The following is a 15,411-nucleotide window of genomic DNA, read 5'->3' as shown; positions in this document are numbered from 1 at the left end:
ACGGCCATGGCCGGCCCTGCGGCCTGACATCACCCGCCCGGCCGATGACCGCCGGAAAGACCAGCCCACCAACCCCAAGGACGTACGACCATGACCGATGCCACGTTCAAGCCGACGATCTACCTCAAGGCCGGCTGCCCGTTCTGCCTGAAGGTCCGCCTGTTCCTGCTGGAAACCGGCCAACTCGATCAAGTCGTCCTGCGGGAGTTCGTGCCCGGCGACGATGAGGAGACCAAGATCCGCGCGCTGCTCGCACCCGTCGTCGAGAAGGTCACCTTCCCCACGGCCGAACTCACGCCTGGCCGGTTCACGACCGAGTCCGACGCCATCGTTGCCCATTTCGCCAAGCTACCCGGCGTCGATCCCGACGCCCTTCCGACCTACCGGTCCTATCTCGACGGGGTCTACAAGGGCATGCAATCGCTCTTCCGAGAGAACCTGCAACTCAAGAAACAGGCGGAGTTGGCCTAATACCCGGCCACCTTCATCCGGCCTGGTCCGTCATCCGCTGATATGGGCGGCCAGTTCATCGGCCGTTCCCATCGGAAACGCCTCCTTGAGGTGGTCGAGGAACGCGGACACCCGCGCGCTCAGCAGCCGCCGTGACGGGTAGAGGGTCCAAAGGGCGATCTCAGGTCTGTCGAGATCGCCCCACAGCACCAACCTGTCGGCAGCCAGGTCATGGCTGACGAGGGAGATGGGAAGGCGCCCGGCGCCGACGCCAGCTAGGACGGCATCGCGGACCATCATCAGCGATGGAAGGCCGAGGACGGGCTCGGCGATGACGTTCGACTTGCCCGCTGGTGATCGCACGGGCCAAGTCATGGAGTCTCCCATCGACCCGCGCACGACGGCGGGCACGGCCGCATCGCTCTCTGACCGAGGCAGGCTCGGAGCCGCCACGACGACCAGACGGTCCCTCAGGAAGATGCGTCCGACCAGGCTCTCATCCGGATCGGGATTGACCCGGATCGCGAGGTCATAGCCTTCCTCCACCATGTCGACGGCACGGTCCTCCGTAGTGACCTCAAGCCGGACCTCGGGGTGCTTCAGGGCGAACCCCGCGGCGAGCTTCCCCATCGCGGACTGGGAGAAGAACACAGGCGCGCTGATGCGCAGCCGGCCCCGTGGCTTGCCTCCGCCCGAAGCGATGACCGCCGCCGTCTCGTCTAGCTCCGTTAGTAGCACCCTCGTCCGCTCGTGGAGCGCCCGGCCTTCCTCGGTCAGCTTCAGGACGCGTGCCCCGCGTTCGAAAAGGCGCAGAGCGAGACTGGCCTCCAGTTCCGCGACACGGCGGGACAGGGTCGCCTTCGGGCGTCCAGAGGCGCGGGCAGCCCGTCCGAAGCCTCCATGACGCGCGACGAGGTTAAAATCAACGAGGGCGAGGAGATCCATGTGTTCCACCAGCGAGACGGACTGTCTTAACCGACCATCTTCCGGGTCGCGAGTGGATCGAGCATCTTCTGGATGTCACTAGAGGCAAACCAAGAGTTACCCCCATGACCATTCTCGTTATCGGCGCGACCGGCACCGTCGGCGGCCATGTCGTCGAACACCTCGTGAAGCGCGGCGCCAACGTGCGCGCCCTGGTTCGTGACACCGCCAAGGCCAAGTTGCCGCCGAGCATCACTGCGGTCCAGGGAGACCTGCTCGACGTCAACGCCATGCGGATCGCCCTGTCGGGTGTCTCTACCCTGTTCCTTCTGAACGCGGTCGTGCCCGACGAGGTCACCCAGGCCCTGATCGCCCTCAATCTCGCCCGCGAGGCCGGGATCGAGCGGATCATCTACCTGTCGGTGATTCACAGCGACCTCTACGTGAACGTGCCGCACTTCGCGGGCAAATTCGCGGTCGAGCGGATGATCGAGGCTATGGGCTTCAACGCAACCGTCCTGCGCCCGGCCTACTTCATGAACAACGATTTTATGATCAAGGACGTCGTGCGCGATTACGGCGTCTACCCGATGCCCATCGGGCGCAAGGGGCTCGCGATGGTCGACGCCGCCGACCTTGGCGAGATCGCGGCCCTCGAACTCATCCGTCGCGAGCAGGCCGCAACTCCGCTCCCCTTCGAGCGGATCAATGTCGTGGGTCCCGAGACGCTGACCGGTTCGGATGTCGCCGCCATCTGGTCCGACGTCCTGGGCCGCCCGATCAACTACGGTGGCGACGACACCGCTGCCTTCGAGCAGAACCTCCGACAGAAGCACGTGCCGGGCTGGATGGCTTACGACATGCGCCTGATGTGCGAGCGCTTCCACAGCGTGGGAATGCTGCCCGACGCCGGCGATGTAGACCGTCTCACCGCACTGTTGGGCCGCCCGCTGCGTTCCTACCGCGACTTCGCTTCCCAGGCCGCGGCGATCGCCTGAAATCTCTTCGCGAAACATCGAGGTCGGCGACACATGGGCCGCGCAGGCTTCGGCCTCACGGGCTATATCCCGGGCAGCCTTACAGTCCCGGTTGAGTCCAGCTCTTTAGGCGTTTCGCCCATTGTTTCGTCGCGATGGGCGAAAGACTGGCCAAACGCCCGCCTCGGGGCGAATGGTTAGGGTTCAACACACCACCCAAACGGAATCTGGCTGAAAGCCGACAAACGGCTCCTTTTGGGGAAAGCCGACAGCTGGTCTAAACGGCCGGCATGGGTCGGAAGCAGTAGGACCGCTTGGGGTGGATTTGAGACCGTCCGCTATGGGGCGAACTCTTGAGAAATCTGCCGTTCACGACAGGTTCTATGGGGTCAGGGTGTCTCGGTGATCACTCATCGACGACGGCGCATCAGTGATGTCGTCCATCACGAGTTGGTTCAGAGCACAGATGAACGAGGACAGCCGGTAGCCGTCGTGGCGCGACAGCGCGTTGTCGAAGGCGCGGACGTTCCAGAACGGGTCGTTGGGTCGGGTGATCGGCGCGATGCCGGTCAGCTGGAGGCCGTGCAGGAAACGCGCGGCCGGGCCGTTCTCACCGGAACCGCTCGGCGCGAGGTCCGTACTGTCCCAGAAGTTGCCGCGCCGGTCAGCGCGCGCCAGCCGCGCGCGGGTCAGCCAATGGTCCGAGCGCGGGCAGTCGAGGGCGGCGTCGGCGAGCGTCGCGTAGGGATGCTGCCGTTCGAGGCCTGGGGCGTCGAGGCCCATGAGTTCATGGGTCGTGCCGAAGGGCGCAGCCGAGGGCTGGGCATCGGCGAGCACCCCGGCGGCCGGGCGCGGCGGGTCGAGGTTGCCGATGGTGTGCGAATCCTCCCGGGCGGCGTTCTGGAATGGGAAAGTCGCGGCCAGCAGCGACAGGGTACGCAGCGGCAGCGTGAGCAATCCGGCCGCGAGGCCGACGGGCGGCGGCGGAGCGCAGCTCTCACCTCGCGGCTGACGGCCCTCGAACCGCGCCGCCACCCGGTCGAGGTAGCCCGCCGCCGGGCGGAAATCGAATTTAAAGGTCGGGAACAGATCGTGGGTCGCCCAATCGTAGTCGACGCCAGCATCGAACATGCCGTCCGTCGCTGCGAGCCGGCTCCGGATCCTCTTACGGGCGGGGGCGAAGCCGTCGTCGACATCGAGGCCGATCCAGGCGCAATCGCCGGGGCGCAAGCCGCCCGCAGGGAAGGCCAGGGCCGCCGTCACCGACATTAGCACGGGCCGTTGGCCGGAGGGAAAGTAACCGTCGCCGCGCACGACCTCGGAGGCCGACGTGTGCGCGTCGGCATGGTCGGCGAGGTGGGTCCAGACCTCGTGCTGGATCGCTGTCCACTTGCTCGCCTCAGAGGCTGGGTTGATCAGGACCACGAGGTTGCCGAGCACCGGCGGCAGCGTCTCCCCGAAGCGGTGGCGGCGCACCGCCTTCACGACCTCGTCCTTCAGCCCGGTAGCGAGCATGTTGCCGCCGAGGCTATGCCCGGCCACGATCAGCTTGTTGTGCGCGCCCGGCGCGCTGAGCGTCGTCTCGATCGTGCGGAGCGCCGAGATCGCCCCGGGGGCGATCGCTTCGCTCACGGGCTTCCGGTCGAACAGGGTGGCGCCGGCCGACAGGCCTCCGAAAAAGCCGCCGACCGCGTCGCCGAACCAAAGCCGCAGGCCGCGCTCGTCGACGCGGGCGCCACGCCACCCCACATAGATCGCCGTGACGTCCATGTCGCAAACGCTCGGGTCGCTGGGACAGCGCTGCGCCAGGAACCGGGCAGCGTGGGCTGCATAGAGGCGCAGGTCCGCGACGTTGCCGTCGCCGATCCGCGCGTCGTGCCGCCAGCCGTGGACGAAGGCAATCACGTAGTGCGAACCGGTCGACAGGTGCTTCTTCAGGGCGTCAAGCTGGGTGATGACCGGCTTGATCATCGTAGCCGGCATGCCCTTGGCCCGCATCTCGTCGTCCATGGCGTGCCGGAGCATCGCGCTGTCGATGGCCGTGTCGCTCGCCCCTTCGCGGGAGACCAGCGCATAGGGTTCGCCGTCCTCCTGGAACTCGATAAAACCGAGATGATAGGCGAGGTCCCGTCCGCTGGGCTCGCGGGCCGGGACGAGGTGTCGCTGCAGGGCGCAGCGCAAGCGCATCGCCCAGCGCGCATCCGCCGCCACGGCGGCACCCTCGTCGTTGCTGGTATCGACCGATCCGTCGCCGTCGGACGGCATCGCCTTCCGCAGAGTTTCGCGACCGGTATCCGCCAGGATCGCCCAGCCCTGCGCGAGGCCTTCGCGGCACTCGGCGAGGCCCGGGTCGAGGTCGCGGTATGCGCGCGCCTTGTCCGTCGAGAGCACGACGTAGTTTAGGAACAGGATGCCGAGGGCCGCCATCACCAGCATGGCGGCGATCCGGGCAGCGGTGCGCAGCGCGTGCAGGGTCCCACGTCTCAGCCTGACGATTCCGCTCGCGGCGAGGCGCAGGGCGCTCCGCCGGCTTCCCCGTGACGTCACCTGTCCATCGCTCATCGTAACGGCGCCCCGGTCGGGATCGCAGCCGACGGTCGCCGCATCGGTCGGATCGGGCACGACGTCATGGCAATTTCCCTTCGTCCTGCCGGTCCTTCGTTCGCGGTCGTCGCTCCGTTACGGTGCGGGCGTTCGCGCGCGGCACGATCCCGGTAACCGCCCGGCCCATGCCTGCGAAGCCACATCGATCGAAGCGGGAGTGATCCATCATGATGCGCGCAATCCTACCGGCCGTCGCCCTCCTCGCCGGCACGGGTGTGGCCACCGCCTCCCTGTCGAGCCTCATCGGCGCCTGGGGCCACGACTTCGTCGTCACGCCATTCGAGCCGATGCAGCTCATGGTAGTGACCCTGACCGATCAAACTGGTCTGCGCTGAACGCAAGTTTTCGGGCATCCTGAACCCTGAAGGAGGGAGGATGCCATGCCTCGCAAGCGTTTCACGAACGAACAGATCGCCTTTGCCCTGCGGCAGGCGGAGAACGGTGCGACGGTGGACGAGGTCTGTGCGGCGAGATGGGTGTATCCGAGCCGACGTTTTACCGTTGGAAGAAGCAGTTCGTCGGCATGGGCGTGCCTGAGATCCGGCGGCTGAAGCAGCTGGAGGACGAGAACGGCAAGCTCAAGCGGTTGGTCGCAGACCTGACGCTGGATCGCTCGATGCTGCAGGATGTGCTCAAGGATCAGTGGTGAGGCCCGCCGTTCGCCGTGAGGTCGCCGGTCACCTGCAGGTGGCCTACGACATCAGCGAGCGTCGGGCCCGTCTGGCCACCGGCTTCGGCCGTTCGTCCCAGCGCTATACCAAGCGCTCTGATCCGCAGGTCGCGCTGCGGATGCGGTTGAAGGAGCTGGCTGCCGCACGGGTCCGCTACGGCTACCGGCGTCTACACATCCTGCTGCGACGGGAGGGCTGGAAGGTGAACCACAAGCGCACCTACCGGAACAACCCGCGACGAGGGGCTGTCGATCCGGTCCAAGCTGCCCAAGCGCAAGCGAGCCTGGCGCTACCGCCAGGGGCGACCGGCGATTGGCGGCCCCAACGAGGTCTGGGCCATGGACTTCATGTCCGACCGCATCTTCGACGGACGTCCGTTCCGGATCTTGACCGTCGTCGATTGCCACACGCGAGAGGCGCTCTCGCTCACACCGAGAGCCAACTTCCGCGCCTTTCAGGTAACTGAGGCGCTCGACGCTTTGGTCAGGCTGCGAGGTCGACCGAAAAATCTACGGGTAGACAACGGACCTGAGTTTGCCGGTCGCATGCTCGACCAATGGGCCTACCTGAATGGGGTCGAGATCGACTTCTCCCGACCGGGCAAGCCGACCGACAACGGCAACAATCGAGTCGTTCAACGGTCGTCTACGGGCGGAGTGCCTGAACGCCTCGTGGTTCCTGTCGCTGGCCGATGCCCGCGAGCGCATCGAGGAATGGAGGTGCCACTACAACGAAGATCGACCCCACACGGCCCTGGGCGGCTTGACGCCCCGAGCCTTCGCCAATCAAACTGTCACAGCCCGAGAACTTGCATAGGCCGTGGACCACAAACCGGGTCAACTCCAGACCGACGATGCACTAACTTCGAACCTGGGCAACCGCATGGGGGCAAGCCACATCGACGAGCGGATGTACCGCCGGCGGTCTTTCGTCGGCGAGGGCGCCGGGCGCTATCGGAAGCGCGGGCCGGAGGACGGCGGGGTCGCGGCTTGAAGCCCATCGAGCCGCGTGGTGTTCCTACGACCTGCGGTGCAACTTGCGCATCAATCTTGGAAGCCGTGTCGGCAGACCTCACCTTGGCTCCATGGACAACACGTTCGACGTCATCATCATAGGGGGAGGCGCCGCCGGCATCGGCGCCGCCCGACGACTTGCGGCCCACGGGTCATCGGCCCTGCTGCTTGAGGCGTCGTCGTGCCTTGGGGGCCGCGCACACACGCAGGACATCGACGGATACCCGCTCGACCTCGGGTGCGAATGGCTCCATTCGGGCGACCGCAATACCTGAGTCGACATCGCCGAAACGTCGGGCTTCCCGGTCGACCGCGGCGAGCCGCCTTGGACGAAGGCCCATCCCGGCATCACCCAGGACGAGGACGCCCAGGAGGCGGCGCAACGGGCATTCGGCGACTGGGAGGAGCGGCTCCGTTCGGCCGCGGCGGGCAGCGACCGGGCGAGCGACGCGCTTGAACCGGGCGAGCGACGCGCTTGAGCCCGGCGGCACATGGAACGCCTACGTGCGGGCTATCGCCGGCTTCATGAGCGGCGTCGCGCCCGAGCAGATCTCCGCAGCCGACTACCTGGCCTACGACGATGCCTCGACCGGCCGGAACTGGCGTCTGCCGCTCGGCTACGGCACGCTGGTCGCCGCCAGCCTGCCGTCCTCGACGACGCTGCGCCTCGCCACCCCCGCCGAGCGGATCAATCTGACGGCGGACGGCGTCGCCGTCACCACCCGCGCCGGCATCGTCCGCGCCGGGGCCGCCATCCTCACGGTCTCGACCGCGGTCCTGGCGGGCGACGCGATCCGCCTTCCCTCCGGGGTCGACCCGTGGCGCGAGGCGGCCGCCGCCCTGCCGCTTGGTCGCAACGAAAAGGTCTTCCTGGAGATCGGGCGCGAGGCCGCTTTCGAGCCGGACTCGCATGCCTACGGCAACCTCCACGACTCAAGGGCTGCCGCGTACTCGATCCGACCCAACGGATGGCCGGTGATCGAGGCCTTCCTCGGGGGCGATGGCGCCCGCATCATGGAGGAGGAAGGCCCAGCCGCCGGCTTCGCCTTCGTTTCGGCGGAGTTGGCCGCCCTGTTCGGCAGCGACGTAGCCTCGGCGATCCGGCCGCTCGCGGCGACGTCGTGGAGCCGGATGGCCTCCATCGGCGGAGCGTATAGCTGCGCCCTGCCGGGCCGATCCGGTGCGCGGGCACAGCTGGCCCGCCCCTTCGAGGACCGGCTTTTCTTCGCGGGCGAGGCGACCCACCCCTTCGACTTCACGACCGCCCACGGGGCCCACGATAGCGGGCAAAGGGCTGCCGACGAGGCGATGGGGGCGCTTCGGGACAGGCACGGCCTGCGGCTGCGAGGCCCTCTCGTCGCTACGGGAACGTGAGCGGCCCTACGGCGACCTTATTCCCGGTAGCGCAGCGCCTCGACCAGCACGGCGAACGCTGGCGACGGCCGGCACAGCGTCGGGTAGTAGAGGTGATAGCCTGAGAATGGCGGGCACCAATCATCCAGCACCCGAGTGAGCCGACCGTCGTCCAGGCCGGCCTGAATCTGGTCCTGCGGCAGGTAGGCGATCCCGAACCCGTCGAGCGCCGCCTCCAGGATGAGGGTGACCGTGTTGAAGACGAGTTGCCCCTCGACCCAGACGCGGACGTCCCGGCCGCCCTTCTCGAATTCCCAGGCATAGAGCCCTCCGAGCGTGGGCAGGCGCAAGTTGATGCAGGAATGGTCCGTGAGGTCTTCGGGGCGCCGTGGCACCGGACGATCCGCGAGGTAGGCGTGCGCCGCCACGGCCGCCATGCGCATGTCGGGAGCGATCCGAACGGCGGCCATGTCCTTCGCCACCGTCCCCCCCAGCCGGATGCCGGCGTCGATGCCATCGGCGACGATGTCTGTCAGGCCGTAATCGACGATGGTCTCCACCTTGATGTCCGGGTGGTGCGGCAGGACTTGGCGCAGGGCGGGCCAGAGAACCGTTCGCGCCGCATGCTCGTCCGCGGTGATCCGAATGGTCCCGGCGGGCTTGCCGCGTATCTCGGCCAGGTCGACGAGGCCCGCCTCGATCTCGTCGAAGCGCGGCCCCACGGCCTTGAGGAGGCGCTCGCCGGCCTCGGTGGTCGATACGTTTCGCGTGGTGCGTGCGAGAAGCCGTATCCCCAAACGCACCTCAAGGGCGCGAACGGTCTGGCTGAGGGCCGGTTGGGATACTCCGAGCTGCGCGGCCGCCTTCGTGAAGCTGCCTGCTCGCGCCACGGCGACGAACGCGCTCAGGTCGTTCAGGCTCTCGCGCAACACCCATAAGCCTCGCTCATGACCCCATGTTCATTTGAGCATCTAATCGAGTTCGCTTCCAGGCGCTAATTTCCAGTCCAGCAGTGCCGGGGCCCTCGCGCGTCCGGTCCATCGATCAAGACGGAGCGAGACCATGGACATCAAGCGCGCGGGCTCGCAGCCCTCAGGCAAGGCCCCGGACGAGTGGTTCACCGGCACCGTCCGCGTCGATCCGCTCTTCGGCGCGACCGAGCCGGCCCGCACCAGCGGAGCCCTCGTCACGTTCGAGCCCGGCGCCCGCACGGCCTGGCACACACATCCGCTCGGCCAGACCCTGGTCGTCACGGCGGGTTGCGGCCGGGTCCAGCGCGAGGGCGGTCCCATCGAGGAGATCCGTCCCGGGGACGTGGTCTGGTTCCCGCCGGGCGAGATGCACTGGCACGGTGCCGGCCCGACCACCGCCATGAGCCACATGGCCATCCAGGAGGCGCTGAACGGTAGCCCCGTCGATTGGATGGAGAAGGTCTCCGACCAGCAGTACGGCGGCTGATCCCCGCCCTCGACCTCGAACACCCAGGAAGGGGCGGCCTGCCCATGAACCCGAACCAAGCCTGCGCGGACGAGGTCGCCTTCGGTCGCGAGACGCCGGCCCGCGGATGGGGCGCGGTGTTCGCCATGACCCTCTGCGTCGCGACGCTCATCGCCTCCGAGTTCATGCCCGTCAGCCTGCTGACGCCGCTCGCGGCCGACCTGCACATGACCGAGGGGCATGCCGGCCAGGCCATCGCGGTCTCGGGCCTGTTCGCGGTCCTCACCAGCCTCGTCATCTCGACGGCGACGCGCGGAATCGATCGCCGCATCGTCCTGCTCGTGCTCACCGGGCTGATGATCGTCTCGGGCCTGATGGTGGCCTTAGCGCCGAACACCGCGATGTTCATGGCTGGGCGCGCCCTGGTCGGCGTCGTCATCGGCGGCTTCTGGTCGATGTCGACCGCGACGGTCATGCGCCTCGTGCCGGCGGCGGAGCTTCCGCGGGCGCTGGGCCTGCTCAACGGCGGCAACGCCCTGGCGACCACGGTGTCGGCGCCGCTGGGCAGCTTCCTGGGCGCCTATATCGGCTGGCGCGGCGCCTTCTTCTGCGTCGTCCCGCTCGGCGCCGTGACGCTGGTATGGCTCTTCGTGAGCCTGCCCGCGATGCCCTCCGACCGGGCTGCTCAGAGCGGTACGGTGTTCCGGGTCCTGCGTCGGCGCCAGGTGCCCCTCGGGATGCTGTCGGTGGCGCTGTTCTTCCTTGGGCAGTTCGCGCTCTACACCTACCTGCGTCCGTTCCTGGAAACGGTCCCGCACGTCGAGGTGGCGACGCTCTCCCTGATCCTGTTCGGCACCGGGGCGGCGGGTCTGGTCGGCTCCTACCTCATCGGCTTCCTGCTGAAGACGCGCCTGTTCAGCCTCCTCATCGCCATGCCCCTCCTGATGGCGGCCATCGCCATCGCCCTGACGGTCGTCGGCGGTTCCACGGTCGCGTCGGCGCTCCTGCTCGCCGGATGGGGGCTCATCGCCACCGCGGCGCCCGTGGCGTGGTGGACCTGGCTGAGCCGGGCGCTGCCCGACGAGGCCGAGGCCGGCGGCGGGTTGCTGGTCGCGGTGGTGCAACTGGCCATCGCGCTCGGCGCCACCCTCGGCGGCTTCGCCTACGACGCCAGCGGGTACCGGTCCACCTTCGCGGTCGCCGCCGCCGCGCTCTGCGCCTCGGCCCTCGTCGCCGTGCTCGCCTGGCGCCAGCGGCCGCACGCCTGAACTTCGAACATCCCTGAATCCGACGCCCAGGAGCTCCCCGTGCAGATCACCTTCGAGAACAAGGTCGCCCTCGTCACCGGCGCCGCCATGGGCGTGGGTCTGGCGACCGCCCGGATGTTCGCCGAGGCCGGCGCCGCCGTGGTGTTGTCCGACCACAACGAGGAGGCGTTGCGGGCCGCCACCGAGGGGCTGGAGGCCGTTGGTCATCGAGTGCTCGGCGTACGCTGCGACGTCAGCAAGGCGGACGAGGTCGCAGCGATGGTCCGCCGCACGGTCGACACCTTCGGCCGCCTGGACGCCGCCTTCAACAACGCCGGCATCCAGATCCCGGCCAACGACGTCGTGGACGTGCCGGACGCGGATTACGACCGGGTGATGGCGGTCAACCTGCGCGGCGTCTGGAACTGCATGCAGGCCGAACTGCGCCAGATGCAGGCCCAGGGCAGCGGCGCCATCGTCAACTGTTCGTCCATCGGGGGCCTCATCGGCAATCCCGGTCTCGCCGCCTATCACGGCACCAAGTACGGCGTGATCGGGATGACCCAAAGCGCGGCCCTGGAGAACGCCCCGCGCGGCATCCGGCTGAACGCCGTCTGCCCCGGGACCATCGACACCCCGATGGTCGCCAAGATGCTGAAGGACCAGCCCGAGGCGATGGACGTCATCATGGGCAAGCAGCCCAACAAGCGCCTGGGACGGCCCGAGGAGGTCGCCGCGGCGGTACTGTTCCTCTGCAGCGACGCGGCGAGCTTCGTCCTCGGCGTCGCCCTGCCCGTCGACGGTGGCTACACCGCCACCTGAAGGGCCAGCGACGGTTGGCACGCCGGTATCGGGCCGCGCCGTCACCACGCGCGGTGGTCTTGTCTTCGTCGGCGCCAGCAAACGAACAAGGGTGCGGACCTCAACGAGCGGTCGCGTCCCGCGAGACGGGTTCCGGCGCACCGCGCCAGGCGCCGAACAGGCTGAAGTGCGGGGTCTCGTCCTTGGGCTCGACCGCGACCGTGGCGGTGCGGCCCGAGACCAGCCGGGTCTCGTCCGGAACGCCGTCCAGCTTGATCCGCACCGGAATGCGCTGGGCGAGCCGGACCCAGGCGAAGGTCGGGTTGACGCTGGCGAGCAGGCTGGAGCCGGCGGTGCGCTCCCGATCCTCGATGCCGCCTGCAAAGCTCTCCACGTGGCCCGTCAGCGTCCCCGCCTCGCCCATCAGACGGATGCTGGCGCGGTCGCCGACATGGATGCGCGGCAGCTTCGTCTCCTCGAAGTAACCCTCTACCCGCAGGGTGTCGCTGTCGATCAAGGCCATCACGCCGTGGCCGGTCGAGACGTAGGTACCGGGTCGCAGTCCCATGTTGGTGATGCGTCCATTCACCGAGGCCTTCACGGCCGAGCGGTCGAGGTTCAACTTGGCGAGGTCGCGGTCAGCCGTCGCTTGCCCGTAGGCGGCCTTGGCCTCCAGATCGGTAGCCTGTGCGGCCTCGACCCTCTGCTGGGACGCTGCCGCGTCGCTCAGCTTCAAATAACGGGCGTAATCTGCGGCGGCCTGCACGGCCGTAGCCTTCTTGCCCTCGACCATCGCCTCGGCCTGGCGCAGGGCCAGGGTGAACCGGTCCGGATCGATGCGGAAGAGGACGTCACCCCGCTTCACCACTTGGTTGTCCGTGATTAGCACCTCGGTGACGAGGCCGGATACATCGGGCGCCACTTGCACCACGTCGGCGCGCACCCGCCCGTCCCGGGTCCAGGGCGCCTCCATGTAGTAGTCCCAAAGCGCCAGCCCGACGACAATGGCTGCGGCAACCATCCCGAGGGTGACGAGGAGGCGGAACGAGAGAGTGAGAACCCGAGGCATGGGGTGGATCCGAATGGTCTGGGCAGGGGCGAGGCGGGGCGGCCGGAGGAGCCCGTCGGTCAGGAGGTAAGCGGCACCGCGATTGAGACGACGACGCCAAGGAGCACGACGTAGAGGGCAAGATCGAAGAGCGGCCGGTGCCAGACGAGGCGGTACAACCCGGTCCAGGCCAGTAACCGCCGCAGGGGAAGGCTGATGGCGAAGGCGATCAGCATCCAGGCCGCAAGGCTCGGCACGAAGACGCCGTAGACGTCGAGTTCACCGGTCATGCCGCCAGCTCCGGATGCGTGCTCGTGGGATGTGAAGAGCGGTAGGGCGGCGCCTCCGGGAAGAGGGCCCGCCGGATGCCGACGAGACCCATCAGCGCGGCCTGCGCGGATGCTTGCGGCGCATCGCGGCCAACGGCGTCGAGCGCACCGTCGATGCTGTCGAGCAGGTCTCTTCGCGGCTCCTCGACCCTGCCGTCGAAGTGTTGCGAGAGCGCACCGAGGAGCGCTTCGACCGCTCTACGCGCTTCCGTCGGGAGTTGCCGGCGGTCGCGCCGCAACTCGACCACGTTGATGCCGACCCGGACTTCTGCGAGCAGATCGGCTGTCCATTCCGCGTCGTCCGGCGGCAGCGCGGAAAGCCGGGGTGCGATCAGGCCCACCCGGTCGAGCATGAGCGCCGCGAGTTCAAGGCCGTTCTGCGCGCCCTCGCGTTCAGCGGCCCGGGCCAGGCTGCGGCGGTTGACGGTCCGCAATCGCCGCGCCGACCAGCCGGCGCCGACCGAGCGGACGAGGCGCGTGACAATGGCCGCCACCCACATCCCGACGATGACCGCGACGGAGGAGTTGGTGAAGGCGGCGAAGTCGGCGCTGTAGCTGCCCTGGAGGGCGATCATGGCCGAGCCGTTGACCGCCGCACCCATCGCCAGGGGCGCGGTCTTCGGCTGGGCCATGAAGACCCCGCAAACCAGGAAGGCCGGGGCGAGTGCCAGGACCAGCATCTCGAACGTGGTCGCAAGTGGCAGGATCGCGAAGAGGTACGCACCCGCTCCAAGGGCGCCGACGATGGCCGAGTTGGCGAAGCTGACGATGAACGGTGCGGGGTCGTCCTGGGCGGCGAAGAAGCTGCAGCCAACCGCCGCCATCATCGGGGCGGCGGAGCCATGCGGCCACCCGGTAGCGATCCAGATCGCGCAGGTGAAGAGGATAGTCAGGAACACGCCCACCGCAGAGAGGAGCGCCATCCCATGGTCGCGGTGGCGGATCGAGCGGGCGGCGGCGGTGTACCGGAACGTCAGGTTCTCGGTCACCGGGGTGCCGTCCGCGATGTGCCGCTGCAGGATGCGGGCGTCCTGACGCAGGTCGATGAAGTCGCGCAGCCGTGCCAGCAGACTCGCCAGCACGAGGTCCTCCCACGATGCTTTGACGCCGAGACCGGGTTCGAGGGCGTCGGCGGTGGCCTTCAGCCGATAGGCATCCGCCGGCTCGGTGGTCCCGGAGGCGAGCCAAGCAGCCATGTCGTCGAGTAAGGTCCGCAGGCGTGGTGGCAGGGCGCGCGCCCGCTCCAGCGTCTCGATGCGGTCCGAGATGGCAGAGGCAATGGGCAGGAACATCAGCATGTGCTGGCGTAGGGTAGCCATGGCATCGGCCGAGCGCTCCGCACCGGTCATGTCGTAGCGCAGGGGCGTTGCCAGCGCGTCGAAGGCGACGGCGTCCGAGGCCAGCTTCAACCGGGTCGCCTGCGAGTCCGCCGCGGTACGGGTGCGGCCGAGGACGTCGATGACCCAGCCTCGGGCGTCGCGCAGCCACAGGTCGAGCCGGCCGGTGATCACGGGCGCTACCGACTGCGGCAACACGACCGTATTTACGAGGCCGGCGCAGAGGATGCCGAGGGTGATCTCCTCGGACCGCGCCACGGCGGTGTCAAACATGGTTCCGGGATCGCTCACGGATGGAAACCCGATCAGCGCCGCCGTGTAGCCGGCGAGCATCATCAGGTAGCTTCGCGGGGTGCGGTCGAGGAGGGAGAAGTACAAGCACATCGCAACCCAGGTCGCGATGGCGAGCGTCAGGAGTTCCGGAGCGTTCACCAGGTTTGGCACGAGGGCGACCGTGACCACGGCGCCCAGCAAGGTTCCGAGTACACGGTAGAGCGCCTTTGAGCGGGTGGCGCCGGCGAGAACCTGGCTCGTGATGTAGACGGTGCCGAGTGCCCAGTAGGGGTTCGGCAAGTCGATCCAGAACGCCATGAGCAGGGCCAGCATGCCGGCCCCAAAGGTCTTGAGCGAGAAGGCCCAGTCGCGCCAGCCCGGAAGGGTCATTCCGTTGCCTCGCCTTGTCGAGCCCCGGCGTCGGCTCCCACGGCGTCGCTGCGTATATGATCCTGCAGGGCCTGGAACATGCGCCAGCCGGCCTCCAGGTCGGCGGCGCTCACCTTGGCGAAGGCCGCATTCCGCAGACGCTCAAGGTCCGCCTCGATACGGGTGACGATAGTTTGTCCGACGGGCGTGAGAGTCAGTACCTTCGCGCGCCGGTCGGTCGGGTCCTCCCAGCGGGCGACGAGGCCCGCCTTCTCCAGTTGATCCAGGAGACGCACCAGCGACGGGCCCTCGATGCCGACCGCGTCTGCCAGGGTGTTCTGGCGGGGCTCACCGCCCATGCGGGCGATCAGCACGAGCGGAAGGGCCTTGGCTTCGGATATGCCGTAGGCCTCGGTGGTGGCGTTGGCGAGGCGCCTCCACTGGCGTCCGGAGAGGAGCAGCGTGTGGGTGTAGGCCAAGCGAAGCTGGCGTAGGGTTTCAGCTACCATCCCACTCCCTGCGGTCGAATGCGCCGGAGCGCATCGACGCCCTGACGTCGGTATTGATAGCTAACTATC

13 protein-coding genes and 2 pseudogenes are annotated in these 15,411 nt (G+C 68.1%); 8 read left to right on the top strand and 7 right to left on the bottom strand.

All coding sequences use genetic code 11. The features are described 5' to 3' along the window. The first annotated feature begins 90 nt into the window (after nt 1-90). Entirely contained in the window at nt 91-471 is a 381-nt protein-coding gene (locus AC0IWM_RS06590) for a glutathione S-transferase N-terminal domain-containing protein (RefSeq protein ID WP_471753635.1), read from the top strand. A gap of 30 nt (nt 472-501) precedes the next feature. Here the strand turns inward: AC0IWM_RS06590 and AC0IWM_RS06585 are convergent, their stop codons facing one another. Beyond that, the gene (locus tag AC0IWM_RS06585; protein WP_471753634.1) at nt 502-1,395 is read right to left on the bottom strand and encodes a LysR family transcriptional regulator; all 894 of its coding nucleotides are present in this window, start codon (nt 1,393-1,395) and stop codon (nt 502-504) included. A gap of 104 nt (nt 1,396-1,499) precedes the next feature. Between AC0IWM_RS06585 and AC0IWM_RS06580 the strand changes: the two genes are divergently transcribed. Continuing rightward, the gene (locus AC0IWM_RS06580) at nt 1,500-2,372 is read left to right on the top strand and encodes an NmrA/HSCARG family protein (RefSeq protein ID WP_471753633.1); all 873 of its coding nucleotides are present in this window, start codon (nt 1,500-1,502) and stop codon (nt 2,370-2,372) included. Nucleotides 2,373-2,732: 360 nt separating this feature from the next. Here AC0IWM_RS06580 and AC0IWM_RS06575 read toward each other — a convergent pair whose 3' ends face one another. Continuing rightward, nucleotides 2,733-4,913: a hypothetical protein gene (locus AC0IWM_RS06575; RefSeq protein ID WP_471753632.1), complete on the bottom strand. Its 2,181-nt coding sequence runs from the start codon at nt 4,911-4,913 to the stop codon at nt 2,733-2,735. A gap of 209 nt (nt 4,914-5,122) precedes the next feature. On the opposite strand from AC0IWM_RS06575, the gene AC0IWM_RS06570 reads away from it, so the two are divergent. The 3 genes and pseudogenes from AC0IWM_RS06570 (at nt 5,123) to AC0IWM_RS06560 (ending at nt 8,013) form a co-directional block, all read left to right on the top strand. Beyond that, nucleotides 5,123-5,290: a hypothetical protein gene (locus AC0IWM_RS06570; RefSeq protein ID WP_471753631.1), complete on the top strand. Its 168-nt coding sequence runs from the start codon at nt 5,123-5,125 to the stop codon at nt 5,288-5,290. 45 nt (nt 5,291-5,335) lie between these two features. Next, nucleotides 5,336-6,442, top strand: a pseudogene (locus AC0IWM_RS06565) (IS3 family transposase). Between the two features lie 268 nt (nt 6,443-6,710). After that, nucleotides 6,711-8,013: pseudogene (locus AC0IWM_RS06560) on the top strand (flavin monoamine oxidase family protein). A 17-nt stretch (nt 8,014-8,030) separates the two neighbouring features. Here AC0IWM_RS06560 and AC0IWM_RS06555 read toward each other — a convergent pair. Continuing rightward, nucleotides 8,031-8,924, bottom strand: a complete 894-nt coding sequence (locus AC0IWM_RS06555; RefSeq protein ID WP_471753630.1) for a LysR family transcriptional regulator — start codon at nt 8,922-8,924, stop codon at nt 8,031-8,033. A 130-nt stretch (nt 8,925-9,054) separates the two neighbouring features. Between AC0IWM_RS06555 and AC0IWM_RS06550 the strand changes: the two genes are divergently transcribed. The 3 genes from AC0IWM_RS06550 to AC0IWM_RS06540 are packed head-to-tail and all read left to right on the top strand — an operon-like array spanning nt 9,055 to nt 11,498. Continuing rightward, nucleotides 9,055-9,450 carry a (R)-mandelonitrile lyase gene (locus AC0IWM_RS06550; protein ID WP_471753629.1) on the top strand — a complete coding sequence of 132 codons (396 nt, stop codon included), beginning with the start codon at nt 9,055-9,057 and terminating at the stop codon, nt 9,448-9,450. Between the two features lie 44 nt (nt 9,451-9,494). After that, a complete protein-coding gene (locus tag AC0IWM_RS06545) occupies nt 9,495-10,697 on the top strand; it encodes an MFS transporter (RefSeq protein WP_471753628.1) in 1,203 nt (400 codons plus the stop codon). Nucleotides 10,698-10,736: 39 nt separating this feature from the next. Further along, a complete protein-coding gene (locus tag AC0IWM_RS06540; RefSeq protein ID WP_471753627.1) occupies nt 10,737-11,498 on the top strand; it encodes an SDR family NAD(P)-dependent oxidoreductase in 762 nt (253 codons plus the stop codon). A gap of 100 nt (nt 11,499-11,598) precedes the next feature. Here the strand turns inward: AC0IWM_RS06540 and AC0IWM_RS06535 are convergent, their stop codons facing one another. Genes AC0IWM_RS06535 through AC0IWM_RS06520 form a run of 4 tightly spaced genes read right to left on the bottom strand, consistent with a single transcriptional unit; the run spans nt 11,599 to nt 15,342 of the window. Further along, nucleotides 11,599-12,546, bottom strand: a complete 948-nt coding sequence (locus tag AC0IWM_RS06535; RefSeq protein ID WP_471753626.1) for an efflux RND transporter periplasmic adaptor subunit — start codon at nt 12,544-12,546, stop codon at nt 11,599-11,601. Nucleotides 12,547-12,605: 59 nt separating this feature from the next. Then, on the bottom strand, nt 12,606-12,815 hold the full coding sequence (locus AC0IWM_RS06530) for a DUF1656 domain-containing protein (RefSeq protein WP_471753625.1): 210 nt from the start codon (nt 12,813-12,815) through the stop codon (nt 12,606-12,608). After that, the gene (locus tag AC0IWM_RS06525; protein ID WP_471753624.1) at nt 12,812-14,854 is read right to left on the bottom strand and encodes an FUSC family protein; all 2,043 of its coding nucleotides are present in this window, start codon (nt 14,852-14,854) and stop codon (nt 12,812-12,814) included. The genes AC0IWM_RS06530 and AC0IWM_RS06525 overlap by 4 nt, the downstream gene beginning before the upstream one ends. Further along, the gene (locus AC0IWM_RS06520) at nt 14,851-15,342 is read right to left on the bottom strand and encodes a MarR family winged helix-turn-helix transcriptional regulator (RefSeq protein WP_471753623.1); all 492 of its coding nucleotides are present in this window, start codon (nt 15,340-15,342) and stop codon (nt 14,851-14,853) included. The genes AC0IWM_RS06525 and AC0IWM_RS06520 overlap by 4 nt, the downstream gene beginning before the upstream one ends. Nucleotides 15,343-15,411 lie beyond the last annotated feature (69 nt).

It is taken from the genome of Methylobacterium sp. AC433 (assembly GCF_979253015.1).
Note: the sequence above shows the minus strand (reverse complement) of the source record. Positions and strands in the feature narration are given on the sequence as shown.